This window comes from Sphingomonas sp. HF-S4 (assembly GCF_032911445.1).
Classification (GTDB): Bacteria; Pseudomonadota; Alphaproteobacteria; order Sphingomonadales; family Sphingomonadaceae; genus Sphingomonas; species Sphingomonas agrestis.
In genome coordinates this window covers 261,473-280,895 of the sequence record NZ_JAWJEJ010000001.1, presented here as the reverse complement: position 1 = coordinate 280,895, position 19,423 = coordinate 261,473, and the positions used below count along the sequence as shown (strand labels likewise).

General features: G+C 67.2%; 25 protein-coding genes. 15 read left to right on the top strand and 10 right to left on the bottom strand.

The genetic code is table 11. The features are described from left to right. Window positions 1–58 precede the first annotated feature (58 nt). Window positions 59–214: a hypothetical protein gene (locus tag RZN05_RS01405; RefSeq protein WP_317224840.1), complete on the top strand. Its 156-nt coding sequence runs from the start codon at window positions 59–61 to the stop codon at window positions 212–214. A 10-nt stretch (window positions 215–224) separates the two neighbouring features. Here the strand turns inward: RZN05_RS01405 and RZN05_RS01400 are convergent, their stop codons facing one another. The 3 genes from RZN05_RS01400 to RZN05_RS01390 all read right to left on the bottom strand — a co-directional run bounded on the left by RZN05_RS01400 (window position 225) and on the right by RZN05_RS01390 (window position 2,033). Then, window positions 225–500, bottom strand: coding sequence for a hypothetical protein (locus RZN05_RS01400; RefSeq protein ID WP_317224839.1), 276 nt, complete (start codon window positions 498–500; stop codon window positions 225–227). A gap of 65 nt (window positions 501–565) precedes the next feature. After that, entirely contained in the window at window positions 566–1,342 is a 777-nt protein-coding gene (locus RZN05_RS01395; RefSeq protein ID WP_317224838.1) for a DUF6973 domain-containing protein, read from the bottom strand. 67 nt (window positions 1,343–1,409) lie between these two features. Next, a complete protein-coding gene (locus tag RZN05_RS01390; RefSeq protein ID WP_317224837.1) occupies window positions 1,410–2,033 on the bottom strand; it encodes a S24 family peptidase in 624 nt (207 codons plus the stop codon). Between the two features lie 92 nt (window positions 2,034–2,125). Between RZN05_RS01390 and RZN05_RS01385 the strand changes: the two genes are divergently transcribed. Then, window positions 2,126–2,308: a hypothetical protein gene (locus tag RZN05_RS01385; RefSeq protein ID WP_317224836.1), complete on the top strand. Its 183-nt coding sequence runs from the start codon at window positions 2,126–2,128 to the stop codon at window positions 2,306–2,308. After that, window positions 2,305–2,619 (top strand): hypothetical protein, encoded by a 315-nt coding sequence (locus tag RZN05_RS01380; RefSeq protein ID WP_317224835.1) that lies wholly within the window; start codon window positions 2,305–2,307, stop codon window positions 2,617–2,619. Before RZN05_RS01385 ends, RZN05_RS01380 begins: the two co-directional genes overlap by 4 nt. Here the strand turns inward: RZN05_RS01380 and RZN05_RS01375 are convergent. From RZN05_RS01375 to RZN05_RS01355, 5 genes are read right to left on the bottom strand one after another with little or no spacing between them, the layout of a single operon-like run. Continuing rightward, entirely contained in the window at window positions 2,616–3,593 is a 978-nt protein-coding gene (locus tag RZN05_RS01375) for a hypothetical protein (protein ID WP_317224834.1), read from the bottom strand. The two genes, RZN05_RS01380 and RZN05_RS01375, sit on opposite strands and share 4 nt — an antisense overlap. Then, window positions 3,590–4,831 carry a TIGR04063 family PEP-CTERM/XrtA system glycosyltransferase gene (locus RZN05_RS01370; protein WP_317224833.1) on the bottom strand — a complete coding sequence of 414 codons (1,242 nt, stop codon included), beginning with the start codon at window positions 4,829–4,831 and terminating at the stop codon, window positions 3,590–3,592. Before RZN05_RS01370 ends, RZN05_RS01375 begins: the two co-directional genes overlap by 4 nt. A gap of 53 nt (window positions 4,832–4,884) precedes the next feature. Then, window positions 4,885–6,396 (bottom strand): serine hydrolase domain-containing protein, encoded by a 1,512-nt coding sequence (locus RZN05_RS01365; protein WP_317224832.1) that lies wholly within the window; start codon window positions 6,394–6,396, stop codon window positions 4,885–4,887. A gap of 54 nt (window positions 6,397–6,450) precedes the next feature. After that, window positions 6,451–7,095: a hypothetical protein gene (locus tag RZN05_RS01360; RefSeq protein ID WP_317224831.1), complete on the bottom strand. Its 645-nt coding sequence runs from the start codon at window positions 7,093–7,095 to the stop codon at window positions 6,451–6,453. Further along, on the bottom strand, window positions 7,092–7,394 hold the full coding sequence (locus RZN05_RS01355; RefSeq protein ID WP_394804767.1) for a PadR family transcriptional regulator: 303 nt from the start codon (window positions 7,392–7,394) through the stop codon (window positions 7,092–7,094). Before RZN05_RS01355 ends, RZN05_RS01360 begins: the two co-directional genes overlap by 4 nt. A gap of 119 nt (window positions 7,395–7,513) precedes the next feature. Here RZN05_RS01355 and RZN05_RS01350 point away from each other — a divergent pair, with 119 nt between their 5' ends. From RZN05_RS01350 to RZN05_RS01335, 4 genes are all read left to right on the top strand, one after another. Next, window positions 7,514–8,038 (top strand): hypothetical protein, encoded by a 525-nt coding sequence (locus tag RZN05_RS01350; RefSeq protein ID WP_317224830.1) that lies wholly within the window; start codon window positions 7,514–7,516, stop codon window positions 8,036–8,038. A 74-nt stretch (window positions 8,039–8,112) separates the two neighbouring features. Continuing rightward, window positions 8,113–8,265, top strand: a complete 153-nt coding sequence (locus tag RZN05_RS01345; protein WP_317224829.1) for a hypothetical protein — start codon at window positions 8,113–8,115, stop codon at window positions 8,263–8,265. Next, window positions 8,258–9,610: a putative O-glycosylation ligase, exosortase A system-associated gene (locus RZN05_RS01340; protein ID WP_317224828.1), complete on the top strand. Its 1,353-nt coding sequence runs from the start codon at window positions 8,258–8,260 to the stop codon at window positions 9,608–9,610. Before RZN05_RS01345 ends, RZN05_RS01340 begins: the two co-directional genes overlap by 8 nt. Further along, window positions 9,607–10,677, top strand: coding sequence for an acyltransferase family protein (locus tag RZN05_RS01335; RefSeq protein WP_317224827.1), 1,071 nt, complete (start codon window positions 9,607–9,609; stop codon window positions 10,675–10,677). The genes RZN05_RS01340 and RZN05_RS01335 overlap by 4 nt, the downstream gene beginning before the upstream one ends. Here the strand turns inward: RZN05_RS01335 and RZN05_RS01330 are convergent. After that, window positions 10,640–11,191 carry a type 1 glutamine amidotransferase domain-containing protein gene (locus tag RZN05_RS01330; protein WP_317224826.1) on the bottom strand — a complete coding sequence of 184 codons (552 nt, stop codon included), beginning with the start codon at window positions 11,189–11,191 and terminating at the stop codon, window positions 10,640–10,642. The two genes, RZN05_RS01335 and RZN05_RS01330, sit on opposite strands and share 38 nt — an antisense overlap. 114 nt (window positions 11,192–11,305) lie before the next feature. Here RZN05_RS01330 and RZN05_RS01325 point away from each other — a divergent pair, with 114 nt between their 5' ends. From RZN05_RS01325 to RZN05_RS01290, 8 genes are all read left to right on the top strand, one after another. Then, complete coding sequence (locus RZN05_RS01325; RefSeq protein WP_317224825.1) at window positions 11,306–12,319, top strand: DNA topoisomerase IB; 1,014 nt, start codon at window positions 11,306–11,308, stop codon at window positions 12,317–12,319. Window positions 12,320–12,326: 7 nt separating this feature from the next. Continuing rightward, window positions 12,327–13,535, top strand: coding sequence for a mechanosensitive ion channel family protein (locus RZN05_RS01320; RefSeq protein WP_317224824.1), 1,209 nt, complete (start codon window positions 12,327–12,329; stop codon window positions 13,533–13,535). A gap of 17 nt (window positions 13,536–13,552) precedes the next feature. Continuing rightward, entirely contained in the window at window positions 13,553–13,927 is a 375-nt protein-coding gene (locus RZN05_RS01315) for a VOC family protein (RefSeq protein WP_317224823.1), read from the top strand. A gap of 165 nt (window positions 13,928–14,092) precedes the next feature. Next, window positions 14,093–14,563, top strand: coding sequence for a MaoC family dehydratase (locus tag RZN05_RS01310; RefSeq protein WP_394804766.1), 471 nt, complete (start codon window positions 14,093–14,095; stop codon window positions 14,561–14,563). A 22-nt stretch (window positions 14,564–14,585) separates the two neighbouring features. Further along, window positions 14,586–15,764, top strand: a complete 1,179-nt coding sequence (locus tag RZN05_RS01305; RefSeq protein ID WP_317224822.1) for an acetyl-CoA C-acyltransferase — start codon at window positions 14,586–14,588, stop codon at window positions 15,762–15,764. A gap of 395 nt (window positions 15,765–16,159) precedes the next feature. Continuing rightward, window positions 16,160–17,110, top strand: coding sequence for a glucokinase (locus RZN05_RS01300; RefSeq protein WP_317224821.1), 951 nt, complete (start codon window positions 16,160–16,162; stop codon window positions 17,108–17,110). Between the two features lie 46 nt (window positions 17,111–17,156). Further along, window positions 17,157–17,636: a pyridoxamine 5'-phosphate oxidase family protein gene (locus tag RZN05_RS01295; protein ID WP_317224820.1), complete on the top strand. Its 480-nt coding sequence runs from the start codon at window positions 17,157–17,159 to the stop codon at window positions 17,634–17,636. 42 nt (window positions 17,637–17,678) lie between these two features. Beyond that, window positions 17,679–18,047: a YkvA family protein gene (locus RZN05_RS01290; RefSeq protein WP_317224819.1), complete on the top strand. Its 369-nt coding sequence runs from the start codon at window positions 17,679–17,681 to the stop codon at window positions 18,045–18,047. Between the two features lie 61 nt (window positions 18,048–18,108). On the opposite strand, the gene RZN05_RS01285 is transcribed toward RZN05_RS01290, so the two are convergent. Continuing rightward, window positions 18,109–19,338: a polyhydroxyalkanoate depolymerase gene (locus RZN05_RS01285; RefSeq protein ID WP_317224818.1), complete on the bottom strand. Its 1,230-nt coding sequence runs from the start codon at window positions 19,336–19,338 to the stop codon at window positions 18,109–18,111. Window positions 19,339–19,423: the final 85 nt, after the last annotated feature.

Sequence of the window (19,423 nt, the reverse complement as noted above, 5' to 3'; positions counted from 1 at the left end):
CGCGCCCGCGCAACCCGATAGGGTGCCCGGCATGGCATCTTCCCCTTCCCGTACGCCGATGGCCGGCGGTTTCCTGCTTGCCGTCAGCCTGGTCGCGGGCACGATCCTCGGTGCCGGCCAGGGCCAGGCCTCGATCGGCTTCGTCGCAGGGTTCGGCGTCGGGCTGGCGCTGGCGCTGGCGGTGTGGCTGCTCGACCGGCGCAGGACGCGCTGACGCCTCCGGCCTAGCTCCGCTGGACCCGTGCCGCGCGGACCTTGCCCGCGGCATCATATTCGATCCGATAGCTCTCGAAGCTCGGCCCGGTCGCGCTGCGGCCTAGGAAATAGATGTCCGCCGCCGGCCCGGTAGAATCGGGCTCGCCGAGCAGCGACCGCACGGTCTCGCGCGTCGCACCCGCCTTGATCCCGGCATCGTCGAGCTGCGCGACCATCGCGCCGCGGCGGCTCTCGCCGTCGTAATTGCCGTGCTCGGCCGCCCAGCCTGCCTTGTCGAACCCCATCTGCCCCCCCCCACAGCCGGCCAGCGCCAGCGCCAATGTCAATCCCAGAGGCACCGCGCCGCACTTCACGAACCGTTGGCGCTCGCATCGCCCTTGGGCGTGTTCATCACCCCGTCGGCGGGCGTCGGATCGGCCATGCCGTGCTGCCCGCGCGCAACGTCGTCGCTGGCCGCAAGATGCCCGCTGCGATCGACCACCATCAATTCGCCGTTATCGAGCGCCTTCTGGACGAGATCGGCCAGCTCCTCGGGCGAGGCATCGGGATTCTCGACCGCGATGCGGCGTCCGACTTCGTTGTTGTACAGGTCCATCGCCTCCCGCACCGCGCCGTTGCCCGGCAGCCCTTCATGCGCCGTGGTGAACTGCTTCGTCCACTCCTCGCCGAACTCCGCGGTCAGCCGGGCGTTCCAATAGGCATGACGGAAGGCATCGGTGTGGCCGTCATTCTTGGGATAGGCGCGCTCGGCGAGCGCCCGCTCCTCGGGCGGCAGCGCGTCGATCTGGCGCTGCGCCTCGACCGGAATGGTGCCCGGGGGCGGCACGCGCTTCTCGGAAACCGAGAAAGCCTCGTCGGCGATGTTCTTGAAATCGTTCAGCCCGAGCAGGCCACGGTCGCGGGTGAGGTTGTCGAGCAGCTTGCCCTCGGTCTGGGTGATCGTCCGCGTGCCGCCCAGCCCGCCCAGCGGAATCGCCCCGAACAGGCTCGGGCTCCATTCGACCACCTTGTCGTCGGGCACCTGATAGTCGCGCTCGACCTGGGCCGGATCGGGGGCGCCGGAGACCGGCGTGGGGGTGCGGGCATAGGCGGCACTGGCCGAACCGCCGCCATCGATCGCGAGCATGATCCTACTCCATGACTGGTGTGCGCCTTCTCCCAGATACGGCCGCACCGGACCATAAGCGCTTCGACTAGACCAGCGCCCGCCCCAGCCATGCCACCCGGCCGATCACCTCGACTTCGCTTGGCCGGCACAGCCGCACCGGCCAGTCGGGATTGTCGCTGACCACTTCGATCCCGCCCAACGCGATGCGCAGCCGCTTGACCATCAGCGTGCCGTCGAGCCGGATCACGAAGATCCCGCTCTTGCCGCGCACCTCGCGCCGGTCACGGTCGACGAGGATCTCGTCGCCGTCCGAGAGGGTGGGCTCCATCGACTCGCCCTCCACGCGGATCATCGAGGCGGCGTCCGCGCGCACCCCCAGCTCGCGGAGCAGCGCGTGCGAGAGCATGCCGGGGCGCCGCCGCGCCTCGCCCTCGGCCATGCGGCCCGGCCCGGCCGAAGCGCCGATGTCGAGCCGGGCGACCTCGCATAGGGATTCGTCCTCACGACCGCCCAACCGCGCCTCGGGGACACCGAAATAGCGCGCGAGCAGGGCGCGGTCGCGCTCGGCAAGTTCGCGGGGGCTGCCGCGGCGGACATATTGCTGGAGATAGGCGGGATTGCGCCCGATCACGCGCGAGAGCTCGGCGAAGCTGGTGCCATGCTCCCCCATCAGCGCTTCGAGCGCGGCGCGTTGCGCGGCCGGTTCCATCCGCGCCTCCTACACGTAGGATTTTTCCTAGACAAGTAGGAAATCAAGAACAAAACAGGATCATACTCAACGACTCGGAACAGGAGAAGGGCATGTCGGTGCACCGCAAAATCGAGAAATTCCTGCGCCGGACGAAGATGCCGGCCAGCAAGTTCGGCCGGCTGGCGGTCAACGATCCGCGGCTGGTGCACGATCTGCGCAACGGCCGCGAGCTGGGCACGCGCATTGCTTTGCGGCTCGAGGCGTTCCTTGCGGCGCAGGAGGTGGGGCGATGAGCCGCGGACCCGACGCGGCGACGCTGCTCGAGCGTGCGCTGATCGCTGCGGCCGATACGGCGGGCTGCCCGATCGCGGTCGTCGCCTCCGACTGGACGCGCTGGGCGAGCGTGACCTTCAGCGGCGCGCGGCACAGCCTGACACTCACCGCCGAAGCGAGCCCGGCGCTCGACCGCTGGCTGGTCGGGCTCAGCGACGCCGAATTCGACTTGCGCCACACGCTCGTGGCCGACCTGGCGGTGACGCGGATGACGCGCGACGGGGATGCCGTGACGGTCGCGATCGAAGCGCTGACCGTGGAAGAGCGTTAAGCGCGGCGGGCGGCGAGGTTGCGCAGCGTGATCAGCGTATCCTCGAACCCCCGCGGGCGCGAACGGCGCTCGACCCGCGGCGCAGCCCCGGTCGAGGGGGCCGACGCGGGCGGAGTCATAGGCAGCGGCGCGGCGGCGGGGCCGGTGGCGATCTCGGCGCCGGTGGCGATGCCCTTGCGGATCACCCCGCGCTCGAGGCGTTCGAGCAGGGCGTGGACGCTAGCTTCGGTCTCGGGGCGCGTGATCGCCTCGTTGCGCGGCACCGGTTCGGCACGCGGCGGCGTTGGCAATTCGTACACTTCGAACCGCTCGCTGGGCTCGAACACTGCAGGCTTAACGCTGAGCGGCGGCAGCACGACCGGCGCGTCGAGTGGTACTTCGGGCATCGCCGCGGGATCGAACGCCGCGAGCGGCTGGTCGAGATCGCGCGGCAGCGGCTGCTCGATGGGTTCGACGGGTTCGTCCACTTGCGGCGCGAGCGGCACGCCCCGGACGGCTTCGGGAGCAGGATCGCGGGCACCGAGCGGCAGCGGCTTTTCGGCCGGTACGGTCTCTACCAGTGCCGGCGCAACGTTCACGACGTCCGCAAGAGGACCGCGAGCGTCGAAGGGACGCCCCAGATCGCGGGTGGCAAGCAAGGGCGGGCGCGGCGGCGCATCGGGATGCGCATCGGCGCGGCGGAGCACCGGCGCGCGTACGGCATCGCTTTCCGGCGCCCGCTCGTCGTCAGTGATCGCACGCGTGCCCAGCAGGATCGACAGTGCGAACCAGCCGAACGCAGCGACCGAGCCCCCTGCCCCCAGCCCGAACAGCGCACGCGCCGTGAAGCCCAGCGGCGGCTCTGCGGCGGCGACGATCGCTGGCAGCCCACTCGCCATCACCAGGCCTTCGAGCATCGGCGCGGGTACGACGAGCGCGCCCAGCGCCACCGCCCCGCCGAGCACCCCGGCGACAAGGGGGATGGGCAGGTTCATGCGTTCACCGAAGATGCGTGCGACCGCGAATCCTTCATGGGACCGGACTCTGCAAGATTTTGGTAAACAGATTGATAGCGCGCGACATTCACGGCCCAGTTACGCTCGGCCTCGACGAACGCGCGCGCCCGCTCCCGCCGTGCCGCCCACCCGTCGCGCTCGGCGAACAGTCGTGCAAGCGACACCGCAATCGCCGCGGGGTCGTCGGGCGCGAACAGCGTGCCAGTGTCGCCGTCGCGGATCAGCTCGCGGTGTCCACCGACGTCCGACGCGGCGACGAGGCGCTGCTGCGCCATCGCCTCGAGCGGCTTGAGCGGGGTGACCAGGTCGGTCAGACGCATATGCTTGCGAGGATAGACCAGCACGTCGATCACGCTGTAGTAACGCTCGACCAGCTGGTGCGGCACCCGCCCGACGAAATGGATGCGGTTCGCCACGGGCGAGGCTTCGGCCTGCGCGCGCAATGCCCGTTCCATCGGCCCGCCGCCGACCAGAACCAGATGCATCGAGGGCCGCTCCGCGATCAGCGCCGGCATCGCCGCGATCAGCACGTCGAGCCCCTCGTAATCGTAGAAGCTGCCGATGAAGCCGATCGTCTCGGCACCGGTCACCCCGAGCTGCGCCGCGAGCGCGGTGTCATGGGGCAAGGGCTCGCCAAACAAGCCGAGGTCCACGCCGTTGGGCGAGACGAAGATCTTGTCGGCATCGATCCCGCGCGCGACGAGGTCGCGCTTCAGCCCCTCGCAGATCACCGCCACCGCATCGGCTTTCCGGACCGCGCGCGTCTCGAGCGCACGGGTGGCGCGGTATTTGAGGCTCCCTTCGCGCCCGGTGCCGTTGCCGACCGCAGCATCTTCCCAGAAAGCGCGGATTTCGTAGACGAGCGGCAGGCCGAGCCGGTCGGCGACGCGCTGCGCCGCCATCGCGTCGAGCACCGGCGAATGCGCGTGGAGCACGTCCGGCCGCCACTGCCGCGCCACCGCCTCGATCCGCCGCGCGAACGCCGCGACTTCGCGCAGCTCGCCGATCACCGGCGGCCCGGAATTGACCCGCGGAGTACGATAGAAAGGAATGCCGTCGATCGTCTCCTCATCGGCATCGAACTTGCCGTGCCGGCACCCGGTCACCGCCGCGACCTCCCAGCCGCGTGCGATCTGTGCCTTGAGGATTGCGCGGGTACGGAAGGTGTACCCGCTGTGCAGCGGCAGACCGTGATCAAGGACGTGGAGAATCCGCATGGCGGCGGTGTGGCACGGGGGTGGTTAAGGGGGGGTCAACCGCGGCGGCCCCTTCAAGGCTGCGGCGCCGCCGGCCGCTTCGCGCGGACGAAATGGAGCGGCGGACCGCCTTCGATGATGTCGAACCCTTCGAAGTCGGGTGCGAATTGCACGACGAGGCCGCGTTGCTCGCTGCGAAAGCGCGTCGCGGAAAGTGCCATCAGGCGCTCGGGCGCCGGCGCGTCGGTATGGGCGAACAGCCCGTCGTGACGCGCTTCCAGCGTAACCATGAGCCCGGCGCCTTCGAACGCCCCGGCTGCACGGGCGCGCTGGGCGGGCGTCAGGCTCTGCTCCTCGACTGCCGGTGCGGCGATCTCGATCCAACCATAGTCGGTGGCGACCGCGCGAACGATCTCGTCGATCAGCCGCCGCCCCTGACCGCCATTGACGAGCACGACGATGCCTTCGCCCTTGTCGGCATAGGCCATCATATACGACTGGAAGCCTTCGTTGAGCCCGTCATGGCCGAAGCGGCGGGCGCCGTCGGGGTAGACTGCGGGCCCGAGGCCCCAATTGCCTTTGATCGGCGTGAGCATCGTCCGCGCCATCGCCGGCGAGAGGCGATGGCCGGACCGACCGGAGGCGGCCGCCTGGACGTCGATCAGCAGCCGCGCGAGATCGCTCGCGCTGGTCCATAGTCCGGCAGGACCGAGTTCGGGATAGACATGATAATTGCCGGGAATCGGCACGCCCCGAGCATGGGCGAAGGCGATGTCCGCACGCAGCGCAGGCGATGGCGGCTGGGCATAGGCGCTGCGCGTCATCCCGAGCGGGCGCAGCAATTCGCGATCGGCGAGATCCGCGAACGGAATGCCACTCACATTGGACAACGCCAGCTGGGCCACGACATAGCCGCCACCCGAATAGGTCCACTGACCGCCGGCCGGCTGGGTGCTGCGTACCGCAGGGCTGTTCGCCGGCGCCTTGCCTTCGAGGATCTGGACAGGCGTTGGCAGCGGGGCACCCGGCAGATAGCCGGCGAAGCCGTGGACTCCGAGCCCGGCGGTGTGGCTGAGCAACTGGCGAAGCGTCACGCCCTCAGGCGCCAGCTTGGGATCGCGCGGCAACTGCCACGACCGCAGGAACTGGTTGATGTCGCGATCCAGCCCGAGCCGGCCCTGCTCGACCAGCCGCAGGGCAACCATCGCGGTCGCGACCTTGCTGATCGAGGCGGCTTGAAAGGCAGTATTGGGCGTGACGGGCGCGCAAGTCGCGGCGTCGCGCAGCCCCCAGCCGCGCGCCCAGGCGAGCTTGCCGCGGTGGATCACGGCGACGCTGACGCCGGGCACGTCGTAGGCACGCATCCGATCTGCAAGGCGGTAGGGCTTCTCCCCCCGCTGGATCACGGGCGGGCGCAGTCCGGTGTCGACGATGCGGGTATGCGCGTTGCTCGGTCCGCCCGCAGCAGCGTCTGGCATCGCGCAGCGCGGGGCGGCGGGCTGTGCCGTGGCCGCGCCGCCGAGGAGCGCCACGGTGCCGGCCAGCCCCAGGCTTAGGGTCCGAAGGCGCGGATGCAGATCAGGCATGAGTCATCGCTCCTGTTTTCGCAGGGTCAAAGTTTCGCCGCGAAGAGGCGGGGTCTACCTGGCCAGGTCTTCCGCCAGCGGCGGGGCGAGCTGGGCATGCCAGCGCGCCACGACCGCGACGGTCGCCAGTTCGATGGCGAGGATCGTCGCCTGCAGCAGCGCCTGGCTGCCGTCGAGGAAGAGCGCGGCCATGAAGAGGATCAGCGTCGCCGCCGCCGCCAGGGTGAGCGATCCCATACGCATCACGCACGACCAATCGCGTTCGAGCATCGCCCAGGCGATGCGCAGATGCCCTATCCCCACCAGCAGCAGCAGCAGCGAGAGCGACGGCACTGCCGCCTGATACACGCTGCGCAGCAGCAGTTCCTGGGTGCCGCCGTCGATCAAGGCGCCGCGAAGCCCGCCCTGGCCCCCATAGAGATAGGGCAGTCCGAGCAGCGCGCAGCCGATTTGAAGCGCGGCCATCGGCAGCATCAATCCCAAAGCCAGCGCATAATTGGTGAGGACGAAGCGCCCCTCTTCACGCGTGAGCAATTCCCGCCCCGCCGCCGCGAGGCAGCCGAGCGCAAACAGCAGCGGCCGGCCATCCTCTGCCGCCGCGTCGAACTCGACCCGCATCGCGCGTGCCCATTCGCGGCGGCTTTCACCGAGCGCACAGATCGCCAATGCCATCACGGCGCGCGAGACCGACATCCTCATGCGAACGCTCCGGTGGAGGGAAGGGCTCCACGTCCGTGCGTGGTCTCCAGCGCAAGCGCGAAGCCCGCGGCGGTCAGCCGATAGGCGTGCCGCGGCGGGCGGCCGGGTTGCACCGGTTCGTGCCACTCGGCCTCGACGAGCCCCTGCTCGGTCATCCGCATCAGCAGCGGATAGAGCGTGCCCGACAACAGGCCGGTTTCCTTCATCAGATCATAGCCATGCCGCCATTGCTGACGCTGCGCGGACATCGCCTCAAGGAGGAGGCACATCTGCTTGGAGGGGCGTCGATTGCGAACCATGCAGGAAATACAACATATGTAGATTTATCTGTCAACGGCGATTGACTCTTAAATCTACATATGTAGCCAATAGCGGATCGAGGCGGTGGTCTAGCCCCTCGCAGTCAGGAGAAAGACTCATGTCTCTGTCGCATCCTTCGATCCGAACCCTGTCGCTCGTGGCACTCGCGGTCTCTCTGGTCGCCAGTCCCGCAGTCGCCCAGCCGGCCGGTCCGTCGGTCGCGGCAACGGAGCGATCGCCCTTTCTCGGCGAATGGGAGCTGGATTTGGCTCGCATGCCCGATAGCTACGGCCCTCCCCCGAAGCGCGTGACCTTCGTCTTCAAGGACGTGGGCGCGGGCCAATGGCGCACTCAAGTCGACATCACCGCGCCGGACGACAGCGTACGCCACATGGCCATTCAATATCGCCGCGACGGCAAGATGGTCTCCAGCGAAGGCGATCTGTCCGAAGCCGACAGCGCCGCGGTACATACGCCTGCACCCAACGTCCTCGTCCTCAATCTGGCGAGGAACAAGGCGCTGGGATCGGTCCGCGTCTACACTATCTCGGCCGACGGCAAGGAAATGACCGAGTCCGCTGCCGATGTCGGCAGCGCCGGCGAGCCGTTCGTCCGCAACTTCCACTTCCGGCGCCTCCGCTGAGCGGCGCACCCTAGTTTACGCCCCATCAACCCAACCCCGCTACACCGCTCCCCCAAAGGAGCGCGCGGGCGGAGATGATCGACAATTTTGCGCTCGGGCTCTCGCATGGGCTGATGCTGCTCGCGGCGTTCCTGTTGCTGCGCCGGCCCGACCTCGACCGCGAGGCCGGGCCGCGCGACCAGGAGTCCAAGGCCAAGCCCAGCCGATGGGGCAAGCCCGATGCGTGACCTCGCCTTCGTCGCCTTTCTGGCAGCGCTGCTCGCGACGGGCTTTCGCCGGCCGTTCCTGTTCGTGCTCGCTTATGCCTATATCGACATCGTCTCGCCGCAGCGGCTGACCTATCTCCTGCTCAACTCGGTGCCGATCTCGATGATCGCCGTGGGCCTGGCCGTCGCCGGCTGGCTGGCGATCGACGACAAGAAGGACACGCGCGTCGCCCCGCGACAGTTCCTGATCGTGCTGCTGCTCGGTTATTGCTTCTACACCACGCTCCACGCCGATTTCCCGATCGAGGCGAAGGACAAATGGGAATGGGTGTGGAAGGCGCTGGCCTTCGCCGCCTTCCTGCCGCTGACGCTGCGCACCCGGCTGCGGATCGAATCGCTGCTGCTGTTCATGGTGCTCAGCGCCGCCTCGATCATCATCGTCGGCGGGATCAAGACGGTGGGTTCGGGCGGCGGATATGGCGAGCTCAACCTGATGGTGACCAACAATTCAGGGCTCTACGAAGGCTCGACGATCTCGACGGTGGCGATCGCGATCATCCCGCTGATCGTGTGGTTCACCCGCCACGGCACGATCTTCGCGCCGGACTGGAAAGTGAAGACCTTCAGCTATGCCCTCATCTTTGCCTGCCTGCTGATCCCGGTGGGCACCTCGACACGCACCGGGCTGCTGTGCATCGGGCTGCTCGCGCTGCTGATGATCCGCGATGCCAAGCGCAAGATACTCTACCTTACCGCGCTGGGCTGCATGGGGCTGGCCGCGGTCCCCTTCCTCCCCTCGTCGTTCACCGAGCGGATGGAGACGATCAAAACCTATGAGGCCGATGCCTCGGCCTCCACGCGGATCGCGGTGTGGAAGTGGACGCTCGACTATGTGAAGACCCACCCGATGGGCGGCGGGTTCGAGGCGTATCGCCAGAACCAGATCCGCTACGAGAAGGTCGCGACCAAGCAGGAGGACGGCACCACTGCCAAGATCGACCGCAGCCTCGAGGTCGACAAGGCGCGCGCCTATCACAGCGCTTATTTCGAAATGCTCGGCGAGCAGGGCTGGCCGGGGCTGGCGATCTGGCTGGCGATCAACCTGGCCGGGCTGTTCCGCATGGAAATGCTGCGGCGGCGCTACCGGAAAGCCGAGCCCGGGCAGGAATGGATCGGCCCGCTCGCATCTGCCCTGCAGAGCGCGCACGTCATCTATTTGCTCGGCGCGGTGTTCATCGCGATCGCGTTCCAGCCGTTCGTCTACATGCTGATCGGCGCGCAGATCGGGCTCGACACCTATGCCGCGCGCAAGCGCGCCGAGAGCGCGTGGCGGCCGCTGCGCAAGGCGCGGCCCGCGGTCGCATGAAGGCCGAGCTTCGCGCGCTGACCTCGGTCCGCGGGATCGCGGCGTGGCTGGTGGTGCTGTATCACATCCGCCTGTCGATCGCCGGGTTGCCCGCCAGCGCCGAGGCGGTGCTCGCCAAGGGCTATCTCGCGGTCGATTTCTTCTTCCTGCTCTCGGGCTTCGTCATCTGGCTGAGCTGGGCCGAGCGCGTGCGAGGCGGCGCCGTTGCCGAGTTCCTGCGCCGCCGGATCGCGCGAATCTGGCCATTGCACCTTGCGATGCTCGGCTTCGGGCTGCTGCTCGCGCTGCTGCTGCTGGCGACCGGGCGACCGGCGCCGCAATTCCCGCTCGCCGAACTGCCGCTGCATATCGGGCTGCTGCAGAATTGGGGGTTCACGGATGCGCTGGCGTGGAACGACCCGGCCTGGTCGATCTCGTGCGAACTCGGTGCCTATCTGCTCTTTCCGCTGCTGGTGCTGGCGGTCGACTGGCGCCGCGTGCCGACGCCGGCGATCCTCGCGGCGATTACGGCGCTGCTGGCGCTTCTCCATATGGTGTTCGCGCTGCAGGGCGCCGCGACGCTCGGCGACCAGATCCCGCGGCTCGGGCTGATCCGCTGCATCCTCGAATTCGCCTGCGGCACCGCGGTCTGCGCGCTCTGGCTGCGCTGGCAGGCGCGACCGCGCATCCCCGCGCTGGTCGCCATGCTTGCCGGCGCCACCCTGCTCGGCGGCTGGGCCATGGGCCTGCCCGAGACGCTGGCGGTGCCTGCCGCCTTCGCCGCGCTCCTGTGCGCGCTGGCGCTGACCGCCGGACGGCCCGGCAATCCGCTCGAAGGTCGCGTGCTCCATTATCTCGGCGAGGTCAGCTACGCGACCTATCTCGGCCATTTCCTGCTCTGGTACGCGTTCAAGCTGGCGCTCGTCCGCGATGCGGACGCCGTCGGTCCGGCGCTGATCGCACTGTACCTGGCGCTGGTGCTCGCCAGCTCGGCGGCGCTCTATCATTGGATAGAGCGCCCCGCGCAGCGCCGGATCAATGGCCTGTCATTCAGGCGGTCGCAGGTTCCTTCGCCAGGCAGTCGATAATCGCGCGGTTGAACGCGGGGATGTCGCCGGGATTGCGGCTGGTGATGAGGTTGCCGTCGACCACGACTTCCTCGTCGAGCACGCTCGCGCCCGCATTCGCCAGGTCGGTCCGCAACGATGGCCAACTTGTCGCACGCTTGCCGCCAACGACATCGGCCTCGATAAGCAGCCACGGCGCATGGCAGATCGCCGCGATCAACTTGCCGGCTTCGGAAAACTCGCGGACGATCTCCACAGCGCGCCTGTCCATCCGCAGCTTGTCGGGATTGCCGACACCGCCCGGCAGCACCAGCGCGTCATAGTCCGCGGTATCGACCTTATCGACGGTGATGTCGGGGGTGATGCTATCGCCCTTTTCGCCGCCCTTCTCACCGGTAATCGGATCGGACTTGAGCGATGCCAGCGTGACCTGCGCGCCTTCATCGAGCAGCGCCTGGCGGGGTTCGAACAGTTCGGATTGCTCGAAACCGTCGGTGGCGAGCAGAAGCACGCGCGCGTGGGACAATGCGACCATTGGAAATCCTCTCGTCTTTCTGGGGAGTTCCGCCGCCCAACCGCTTCCCCCCGCCGCAGGTTCCGGAACGAAGCGACGGGCCCGCGCATTCATCCGACCAAGCGAGGAGGCCCGATGACGCTCGACGCCATCGTCTATGTCGACGATCACGAACCCGGAATCACGCGCCGCAAAGTGCGCCACGGCTGGGGCTATTGGGATCCCGATGGCGCGCGGATCACCGATCGCGACGAGATCGACCGGCTCAACAAGATCGGCCTGCCCCCGGCCTATAGCAATGCCTGGTTCTGCCCCGATCCCACCGGCCATATCCAGGCGGTGGGATGGGACGACAAGGGCCGGAAGCAATATCGCTACCACACCGGCTTCCGCGAGGCGCAGGAGGCGGCGAAGTACGATCGCTGCGCCGGCTTCGGCCACAAGCTGCCCAGGCTGCGCGAGCAGGTCGAAGCCGATCTCAAGCTGCGCGGGCTGTGCAAGCAAAAGGCTGTCGCCGCAGTCGTCCGCCTCCTCGATCTCGGAACGATTCGCGTCGGCAACGAGGCCTATGCCCAGGAGAATAAGAGCTTCGGCGCGACGACGCTGCGGAAGCGCCACGTCAAGGTGAAGGGCCAGACGCTCAAGCTTCAGTTCCGCGCCAAGTCCGGCAAGCTGCGGGTGATGACGATTACCGACCGGACGCTGTCGAGCTTCGTCAAGCGCTGCCAGGACCTGCCTGGCCAGCACCTTTTCCGCTGGGTCGACGAGGCCGGCGAGAGCCATCCGGTCACCTCGACCGACGTCAATTGCTATATCCGCGAGGCGATGAAGGACGATTTCACCGCGAAGAACTTCCGCACCTGGGGCGCCAGCGTGATCGCATTCGAGGCGCTTGCCTGCGCGGATTCCTATGTCGGGCTCAAGACGATGCTCGAGCCGGTGACCGAAGCGCTGGGCAACACGCCATCGATCGCGCGGAAGTCCTATGTCCATCCGCGGCTGATCGACCTCGCCAAGGACAAGGCCGCGCAGGAAGGCTTCCGCGCCGCCTTGCAACTGCCCCGCAACACCCGCTACCTCAATCGTTTCGAACGCGGTCTGATCGCCTTCCTCGAGGCCGACGCCGCCCCGCAAGCCAAGGCAGCCTGACGCACGCATGAGCATCCAGAATATCGCAAACGTCGCCGCGGCGGCCGCCGCCGAGGCCGCCGAAGCCAAGGCCAAGCGCGAGGCCTTCGAAGCCCAGACCGGCACCTTCGTCCAGGATTCGCTGGCCTGGCTCCAGGTCCACTGGTTCAACATCGCGGTCGCGACGGGAATCGCCGTCGCGATCGTCTTCGCGATGCATTTCGTCCGCGCCTGGGGGCTCAAGCTGTGCCGGCGCGGCGACGGCGTTGCCAACTGGTATTCGATCATCGGCCGCGCGGTCGGCAAGACCGGCAACTTCTTCATCCTGATGACCGCGATACGGCTCGTGGTGGGCTATGCCCAACCGCCCGCGCTTGTCGTAACCACCGCCAATTTCCTGTTCACGATCGCCGCGGTGTTCCAGGGCGCGATCTGGGTGCGCGAAGTGATCTTCGGGCTGATCGAACACCGCACGATGGGCGAGGCGGCGCACGGATCGGGCATGGCCAGCGCGATCGGCATCGTCCGGCTGCTGGTGAGCTTCGCGCTGTTCGCGATCGCGCTGGTGATGGTGCTCGGCAATCTGGGGGTCAACGTCACCGGCCTGGTCGCGGGTCTCGGTGTCGGCGGCATCGCGATCGGTCTCGCCGCGCAGGGCATTTTCGGCGATCTGATCGCGGCGCTGTCGATCATCTTCGATCGCCCGTTCCGCGTCGGCCAGAACATCAAGTACGACCAGACCACCGGCACCGTCGAGGCGATCGGGCTCAAGTCGACGCGCATCCGCTCGTTCGACGGCGAGCTGCGGGTGATCTCGAACCGCCAGCTGCTCGACAAGGAAATCCAGAACATCAGCGACCGGACCAAGATCCGGATCACGATGGTGCTCGGCGTCGCCTATGAGACTGATCCCGACACGCTCGACCGCATCCCCGATATCCTCAAGGAGATCGGCGAGGCCGAGGGCGCGCACGTCGTGCGCAACGGTTTCGCCGCTTTCGGCGCGAGCACGCTCGATTACGAATTCCAGTTCGAATATCCCTTCGACTGGGACATCGCCCATCCGGGCCGCAACCGCATAGCCACCGCCCTGCTGCGCCGTTTTGCCAAGGAAGGCATCGCCTTCGCCTATCCCACCCAGACCAGCTACACCGCCGCGCCCGACGGCACGCTGATCCCGCCCTATCCCGACGTCCAGCCGGTGATGCGCGTCGACAAGGACGACGGCGAGAGATAGCCCATCAGGAGAGGACGATGCTCAAGGACCGCAGTTCGAATGCAATCGTACCGTGCAGCGATGTCGCCACGGCGAAACGCTTCTACACCGAGACCTTGGGCCTGCCGATTGCCGAGGATCATGGCGAGGTGTTCGCGCTGAGCACCGGCGACACCTCGCTCACCGTCTACAAAAGCGAATTCGCCGGCACCAACAAGGCCAATGCCGTGGTGTGGGGCGCGGGCGACGAGGTCGACGCGATCGCCGCCGACCTGCGCGGCAAGGGCGTGACGCTCGACGAGTATCCCGAGGGCTTCGATCGCGTCGAAGACGGCGTGCATGTAAAGGGCGACTTCCGCGCGATCTGGTTCAAGGATCCCGACGGCAACATCCTCCACGTCCACAGCATGTAGGCGATTCGCCCAGCAGCAGGCGCTTTCGAACATCGGGTCCGCTCACTGGACAAGAGCCGAACGCTACGTCGCCGGGCATTTTCAAATTCACGGTTGGGTGAGGCTTGCGATAGCCCCCTCCTTCTCCCTAGATGGGGCGGAGCCGCGGCGAAAGCGGCCGGGAGGATGGCGCGAGTGACAGCGGGTTCGATCAGCGTCGAGCAGATGGCCGAGAGCATCGGCGCGGAACACGTGTCCGACTGGGTCGAAGTCACCCAGGCGATGATCGACCAGTTCGCCGAAGCGACGGGCGACCACCAGTTCATCCATGTCGATCCCGAGCGCGCCGCGCAAACCCCGTTCGGCGGGACGATCGCGCACGGCTTCCTGTCGCTCTCGCTGATGCCGATGCTCGCCGCCAAGTCCGGAGCGCCGTCGATCGAAGGCGCGAAGATGGGCGTCAATTATGGCGGCAACAAAGTGCGTTTCATGCAGCCCGTCCGCTCGGGCAGCCGCGTGCGCGGGCGGTTCCGGCTGCGCAAGTTCGTCGAGCGCAAGCCCGGCGTCTGGGAACGTGTGCAGGAATATACGCTCGAGATCGAAGGCGAAGCCAAGCCCGCGCTGGTCGCCGAGTGGATCGCGCTGATTTACGTCTGATAGCAAACCAGAAGGAAGAACCATGTCCCGCTCCGCAGTCATCGTCTCCACCGCGCGCACGCCGATCGGCCGCGCCTATCGCGGGGCGTTCAACGCGCTCCCCGCCCCCACCCTCGCCAGCCATTCGATCCGCGCCGCGGTAGAGCGCGCCGGGATCGATCCCGCACAGGTCGACGACGTCGTGTTCGGCGCCGCGCTCCAGCAGGGCAGCCAGGCGGGCAACATCGCGCGCAACGCGTTGCTCCGCGCCGGGCTGCCGATCACGGTCGCGGGCATGTCGGTCGACCGCCAGTGCGCGTCGGGGCTGATGGCGATCGCCACCGCGGCCAAGCAGATCATCACCGACAATATGGCCGTGGCGATCGGCGGCGGCGTCGAATCGATCAGCCTCGTCCAGACTCCGGCGATGCGCGTCGAGCCCGACAAGGAACTGCTCGCGCTCCACAACGACATCTACATGCCGATGCTCCAGACCGCCGAGATCGTCGGCCAGCGTTACGGCATCGGCCGCGACCGCTGCGACGAATACGCCCTCCAGTCGCAGCAGCGCACCGCCGCCGCGCAGGCCGCGGGCAAGTTCGACGACGAGATCGTCGCGGTCACCGCGACGATGAACGTCGTCAACAAGGAGACCAAGGAAGTCAGCCAGAAGGAAGTCACGCTGGCGAAGGACGAAGGCAACCGCGCCGATACCACGCTGGAGGGGCTGAAGGGCCTCAACCCGGTGCTGCCCAATGGCACCGTCACCGCGGGCAACGCCAGCCAGCTCTCCGACGGCAGCTCGGCCAGCGTGCTGATGGAGGAGTCGGTCGCCTCGAAGCGCGGGCTGACGCCGCTCGGCCGCTATGTCGGCATGGCGGTGGCGGGCACCAAGCCCGACGAGATGGGCATCGGCCCGATCTACGCGATCCCCAAGCTGCTCGAGCGCTTCAACCTCAAGATGGACGATATCGGCCTTTGGGAGCTCAACGAGGCCTTCGCGGTCCAGGTGCTTTATTGCCAGGACAAGCTCGGCATCCCGAACGAACTGCTCAACGTCAATGGCGGCGCGATCTCGATCGGCCATCCCTACGGCATGAGCGGCGCCCGCATGACCGGCCACGCGCTGATCGAAGGCAAGCGGCGCGGCGCGAAGTACGTCGTCGTGACGATGTGCGTCGGCGGCGGCATGGGCGCGGCGGGTTTGTTCGAAGTGCTGTAATTGAAAGTCTGCGCTGGCCGTGTTATCTACGATGCAGGCGATGACATAGGCGCCTTTCTGTGAGCCCCGGGAGTGTCAGCGCCCGGGGCTCAAACGTTCGGGGCTCGAGTGTCAGCCCGAGCCCCGCCCGTGTGCCTAATCCTTTCGCGATACCTCGATGACCTTCACGACAAGCGTCGCGAACGCAAAGAGGACTGCCAAGAACAGGCACAGATCGGCGAACAACATAGGCTCACCTTTCTGTCAGCAGCGGAATTGCCGCCGATTACTAGTCTGCCGCCGAACTTGGCGACGCGCAACGCGCGCCGATTTTTCGCATTGTCGATTCCGTAACGTCTGTTAGCGATACCAGCGTCAGAGCATCCGCCAAGGGTGCCGCACAGGAGGGGCCGCGAGTGGCAGGAGACGTAGCACTGGTGGCCGATATCGGCCGCCAATCGGTTCGATTTGGCCTGACCGGCGGCGACGCCGGCATGATGCCACGCGACGTGCGCAAGTTCCTGACGGCCGAGCACCCGACCTTCACCAGCGCGCTGGTCGCCTATTTGAACGGCGTCGGGCTCCAGGAGGCGCGGCTGCCGAGCGTGCTCGCCGTTGCCGGCGCAGTGCGCGGCGACCTGATCAACCTCACCGGCAGCCGCTGGTACATCTCGCTCTCCGGCGTCGAGGCCGTGCTGCGCCAGCGCCCGCGCGCGCTCAACGAATGCGCCGCCAATGCGCTCGCGCTCACCCAATTGCCGATCGCCGCGTTCACGCCGCTTCAGGGCCCCGCCCCGCGGCTCGTCGAGCCCGGCGGCAATTATGTCGTGATCGGCACCGGCACCGGACTCGGCGTCGCGGCGCTGGTGACCAGCAACGGCAAGCTCGGCGCGATCCAGACCGAAGCCGGGCACATGTCCTTCGCCGCCTCGACGCCCGACGAGCGCAAGTTCGCCGATTACTGCACGTCCAAGGGCCTGCATTTCGACGTCGAAACCCTGCTCAGCGCCCCCGGCCTGCTGCTCGCCTATGAGGCGTTGTCGGGCGGCAGGAAGCTCGACAAGCCCGAGGACGTCACCCGCGGGATCGGCCGGGATCCGATCTGCACCGCGGTGGTCCGCATGTTCGTCGAGCATCTCGGCAGCTTCGCGGGCGATCTCGCGCTTGCCTATGGCGCATGGGACAGCGTGTTCCTCACCGGCGCGATCGCGCGCGCGCTGCAGCCGCAATTGATGGACCCCGGCTTCCGCCGCCGGCTCGAAGGCAAGGCCGCGTTTCGCCGCCAGCTTACCGAAGTGCCCGCCGCGCTGGTCAACCGCAACGATCTGGAACTGCTCGGCGCGGCGGCGGCATTGGGGAACGCCTGAACGTCCGCGCCGTTACTCTCCCGAACGCAAATCGGGAGACGATACCGTGGCCGACACCGCCGAACTCAAGAAGGACCTTTGGAAGAAGCTGGCCGACAGCCCGTTCGTGATGATCGGGCTGCACGATGGCGGCCACAGCATCCCGCTCACCGCCCAGCTCGACGAGGACCAGGTCGACACGCTGTTCTTCTTCGTCGGCAAGGACAATCGCTTGGCCAAGGGCGGCGCGGCGATGGCGCAGTTCGTGTCCAAGGGGCACGACTATTTCGCCTGCTTCGCGGGCACCGCCGCGATCGACAACGACTTCGCCCAGATCGACAAGCTCTGGAACAGCCATGTCGAGGCGTGGTTTCCCGGCGGCAAGGACGATCCCAACCTCGCCTTGCTCCGCTTCGACATCGACAGCGCCGAGCTGTGGGAAACCGATATGTCGGTAAGCGGCAAGCTCAAGATGCTGTTCGGCGGCACGATCAAGAGCGGCGAGGAAGGGAGTCATGCCGTGGTCGGCACGACGGCGGAGAGCTGATCCGCCATTGACCGCGGGGCCCGGCCGCGCGAACCTTGCGACATGGGGCCCTCGCTCGCACATCGTATCCGCATCGAGGCGCACGCCGTGTGGCTCGCCGCGCGCGATTCCCGGACGCCGCTATATGCCAAGCTGTTCGGCTTGCTGGTCGCGGCCTATGCGCTGTCGCCGATCGACCTGATCCCGGACTTCATTCCGTTCCTCGGGCTGCTCGACGATGCGATCCTGATCCCGATCGGCGTGTGGCTGTTCGAGAAGATGATCGATTCCGCCCAGTTCGCCGAGCACCGCGCCCAGGCCGAGATCGCCGCGCGCCGCCCGGTGAGCTGGGCCGGCGTGCTGATCGTCGTTGCGGTCTGGGGCGGACTGGCGCTGCTCGTCTGGAGCATGCTGGTCACGGCCTACGATTGAGAGCCTACGCCTCGCCCGCAAGGGGAGGAGTGAAAGGATCGAAGCCCAAGCCCGGTTCGGCTCAGCCGTGCGCGGCGATCCAGTCCTCGAGCACCGGCGCGATGCGGTTGCGCCACTTGGATCCATTGAAGATGCCGTAATGGCCGACTTCGGGCGCCATGTGGTACTTCTTGAGCTTGGCCGGCAGCTTGGTGGCGATGGTCAGCGCCGCCTTGGTCTGGCCGAGCCCCGAGATATCGTCGCGCTCGCCCTCGATCGCCAGGATCGCAATGTCGGTGATCGCCGCCGGATCGACCCGGCGCCCGCGATGGAGCATCTCGCCCTTGGGCAGCGCGTGGCTCTGGAACACCACGTCGATCGTCTGGAGATAGAATTCGGCGGTCATGTCGCACACCGAGCGATATTCCTCATAGAACTTCATCGTCGCGTCGGAGGCCTCGCCGTCGCCCTGGACGAGATGTTTGAACATCTCCCAATGACTGACCATGTGGCTGCCGAGGTTCATCGTCATGAAGCCGGCGAGCTGCAGGAAACCGGGATAGACCCGCCGCCCCGCACCCGCGTACGTCGCCGGGATCGTCGCGATGACGTTCTGCGCGAACCAGCTGTGCGGCCGCTCGGTCGCCAGCGTGTTGACCGCGGTCGGCGCCTCGCGCGTGTCGATCGGCCCGCCCATCATGGTGAGCGTCCGAGGTCGATTGGGATGCTTGTCCGCGCTCATCAGCGCCGCGGTGGCGAAGGCCGGCACCGACGGCTGGCACACCGCAAGGACGTGCGGACGCGGATCGCCTTCCGCGCCGATATGCGCGAGGAACTCGACCAGATAATCGATATAATCGTCGAGGTCGAAGCGCCCATCGGCGAGCGGCACCAGCTTGGCGTCGCGCCAATCGGTGATGTAGACGTCGGCGCTCGGCAGCATCCGCTCGACCGTCCCGCGCAGCAGCGTGGCGTAATGGCCCGACATCGGCGCGACGATCAGCAGCTTGGGACCGCCCTCGACGCCCTTACGGACGAAGCGCTTCAATTGCCCGAACGGCTTCCGCAGCACGATCTCCTCGTGCACTTCGACTTGGCGGCCGTCGATGGTGGTGAAATCGAGCCCGAATTCGGGCTTGCCGCGCGGCGCCGAGGCATGCGCGAACACTTCGAGCGCCGAGGCGACCACCGGCCCGCCGCCGAAATAGGCGAAGGGATTGGACGGATTGTTGAGCAGGCCCGCAGAAAAATTGGCCCAAGCGCTGGCGCCGGCAAGAAGCGACCGCTGGATCTCGTAAGCGTCGTAGAGCATGCAATTCCTTCCACCGTCACCCGTTGGAACGGCGGCGACTTATCCTACTAATAGATTGCGCAGTGTTGCGGTGCAACGTTGTCAT

Bases quoted from the DNA above. Each gene is read 5' to 3' on its own strand.
- RZN05_RS01405 (WP_317224840.1), top strand. From the start codon at position 59: ATGGCCGGCGGTTTCCTGCTTGCCGTCAGCCTGGTCGCGGGCACGATC.
- RZN05_RS01400 (WP_317224839.1), bottom strand. From the start codon at position 500: ATGGGGTTCGACAAGGCAGGCTGGGCGGCCGAGCACGGCAATTACGAC.
- RZN05_RS01395 (WP_317224838.1), bottom strand. From the start codon at position 1,342: ATGCTCGCGATCGATGGCGGCGGTTCGGCCAGTGCCGCCTATGCCCGC.
- RZN05_RS01390 (WP_317224837.1), bottom strand. From the start codon at position 2,033: ATGGAACCGGCCGCGCAACGCGCCGCGCTCGAAGCGCTGATGGGGGAG.
- RZN05_RS01385 (WP_317224836.1), top strand. From the start codon at position 2,126: ATGTCGGTGCACCGCAAAATCGAGAAATTCCTGCGCCGGACGAAGATG.
- RZN05_RS01380 (WP_317224835.1), top strand. From the start codon at position 2,305: ATGAGCCGCGGACCCGACGCGGCGACGCTGCTCGAGCGTGCGCTGATC.
- RZN05_RS01375 (WP_317224834.1), bottom strand. From the start codon at position 3,593: ATGAACCTGCCCATCCCCCTTGTCGCCGGGGTGCTCGGCGGGGCGGTG.
- RZN05_RS01370 (WP_317224833.1), bottom strand. From the start codon at position 4,831: ATGCGGATTCTCCACGTCCTTGATCACGGTCTGCCGCTGCACAGCGGG.
- RZN05_RS01365 (WP_317224832.1), bottom strand. From the start codon at position 6,396: ATGCCTGATCTGCATCCGCGCCTTCGGACCCTAAGCCTGGGGCTGGCC.
- RZN05_RS01360 (WP_317224831.1), bottom strand. From the start codon at position 7,095: ATGAGGATGTCGGTCTCGCGCGCCGTGATGGCATTGGCGATCTGTGCG.
- RZN05_RS01355 (WP_394804767.1), bottom strand. From the start codon at position 7,394: ATGGTTCGCAATCGACGCCCCTCCAAGCAGATGTGCCTCCTCCTTGAG.
- RZN05_RS01350 (WP_317224830.1), top strand. From the start codon at position 7,514: ATGTCTCTGTCGCATCCTTCGATCCGAACCCTGTCGCTCGTGGCACTC.
- RZN05_RS01345 (WP_317224829.1), top strand. From the start codon at position 8,113: ATGATCGACAATTTTGCGCTCGGGCTCTCGCATGGGCTGATGCTGCTC.
- RZN05_RS01340 (WP_317224828.1), top strand. From the start codon at position 8,258: ATGCGTGACCTCGCCTTCGTCGCCTTTCTGGCAGCGCTGCTCGCGACG.
- RZN05_RS01335 (WP_317224827.1), top strand. From the start codon at position 9,607: ATGAAGGCCGAGCTTCGCGCGCTGACCTCGGTCCGCGGGATCGCGGCG.
- RZN05_RS01330 (WP_317224826.1), bottom strand. From the start codon at position 11,191: ATGGTCGCATTGTCCCACGCGCGCGTGCTTCTGCTCGCCACCGACGGT.
- RZN05_RS01325 (WP_317224825.1), top strand. From the start codon at position 11,306: ATGACGCTCGACGCCATCGTCTATGTCGACGATCACGAACCCGGAATC.
- RZN05_RS01320 (WP_317224824.1), top strand. From the start codon at position 12,327: ATGAGCATCCAGAATATCGCAAACGTCGCCGCGGCGGCCGCCGCCGAG.
- RZN05_RS01315 (WP_317224823.1), top strand. From the start codon at position 13,553: ATGCTCAAGGACCGCAGTTCGAATGCAATCGTACCGTGCAGCGATGTC.
- RZN05_RS01310 (WP_394804766.1), top strand. From the start codon at position 14,093: ATGGCGCGAGTGACAGCGGGTTCGATCAGCGTCGAGCAGATGGCCGAG.
- RZN05_RS01305 (WP_317224822.1), top strand. From the start codon at position 14,586: ATGTCCCGCTCCGCAGTCATCGTCTCCACCGCGCGCACGCCGATCGGC.
- RZN05_RS01290 (WP_317224819.1), top strand. From the start codon at position 17,679: ATGGGGCCCTCGCTCGCACATCGTATCCGCATCGAGGCGCACGCCGTG.
- RZN05_RS01285 (WP_317224818.1), bottom strand. From the start codon at position 19,338: ATGCTCTACGACGCTTACGAGATCCAGCGGTCGCTTCTTGCCGGCGCC.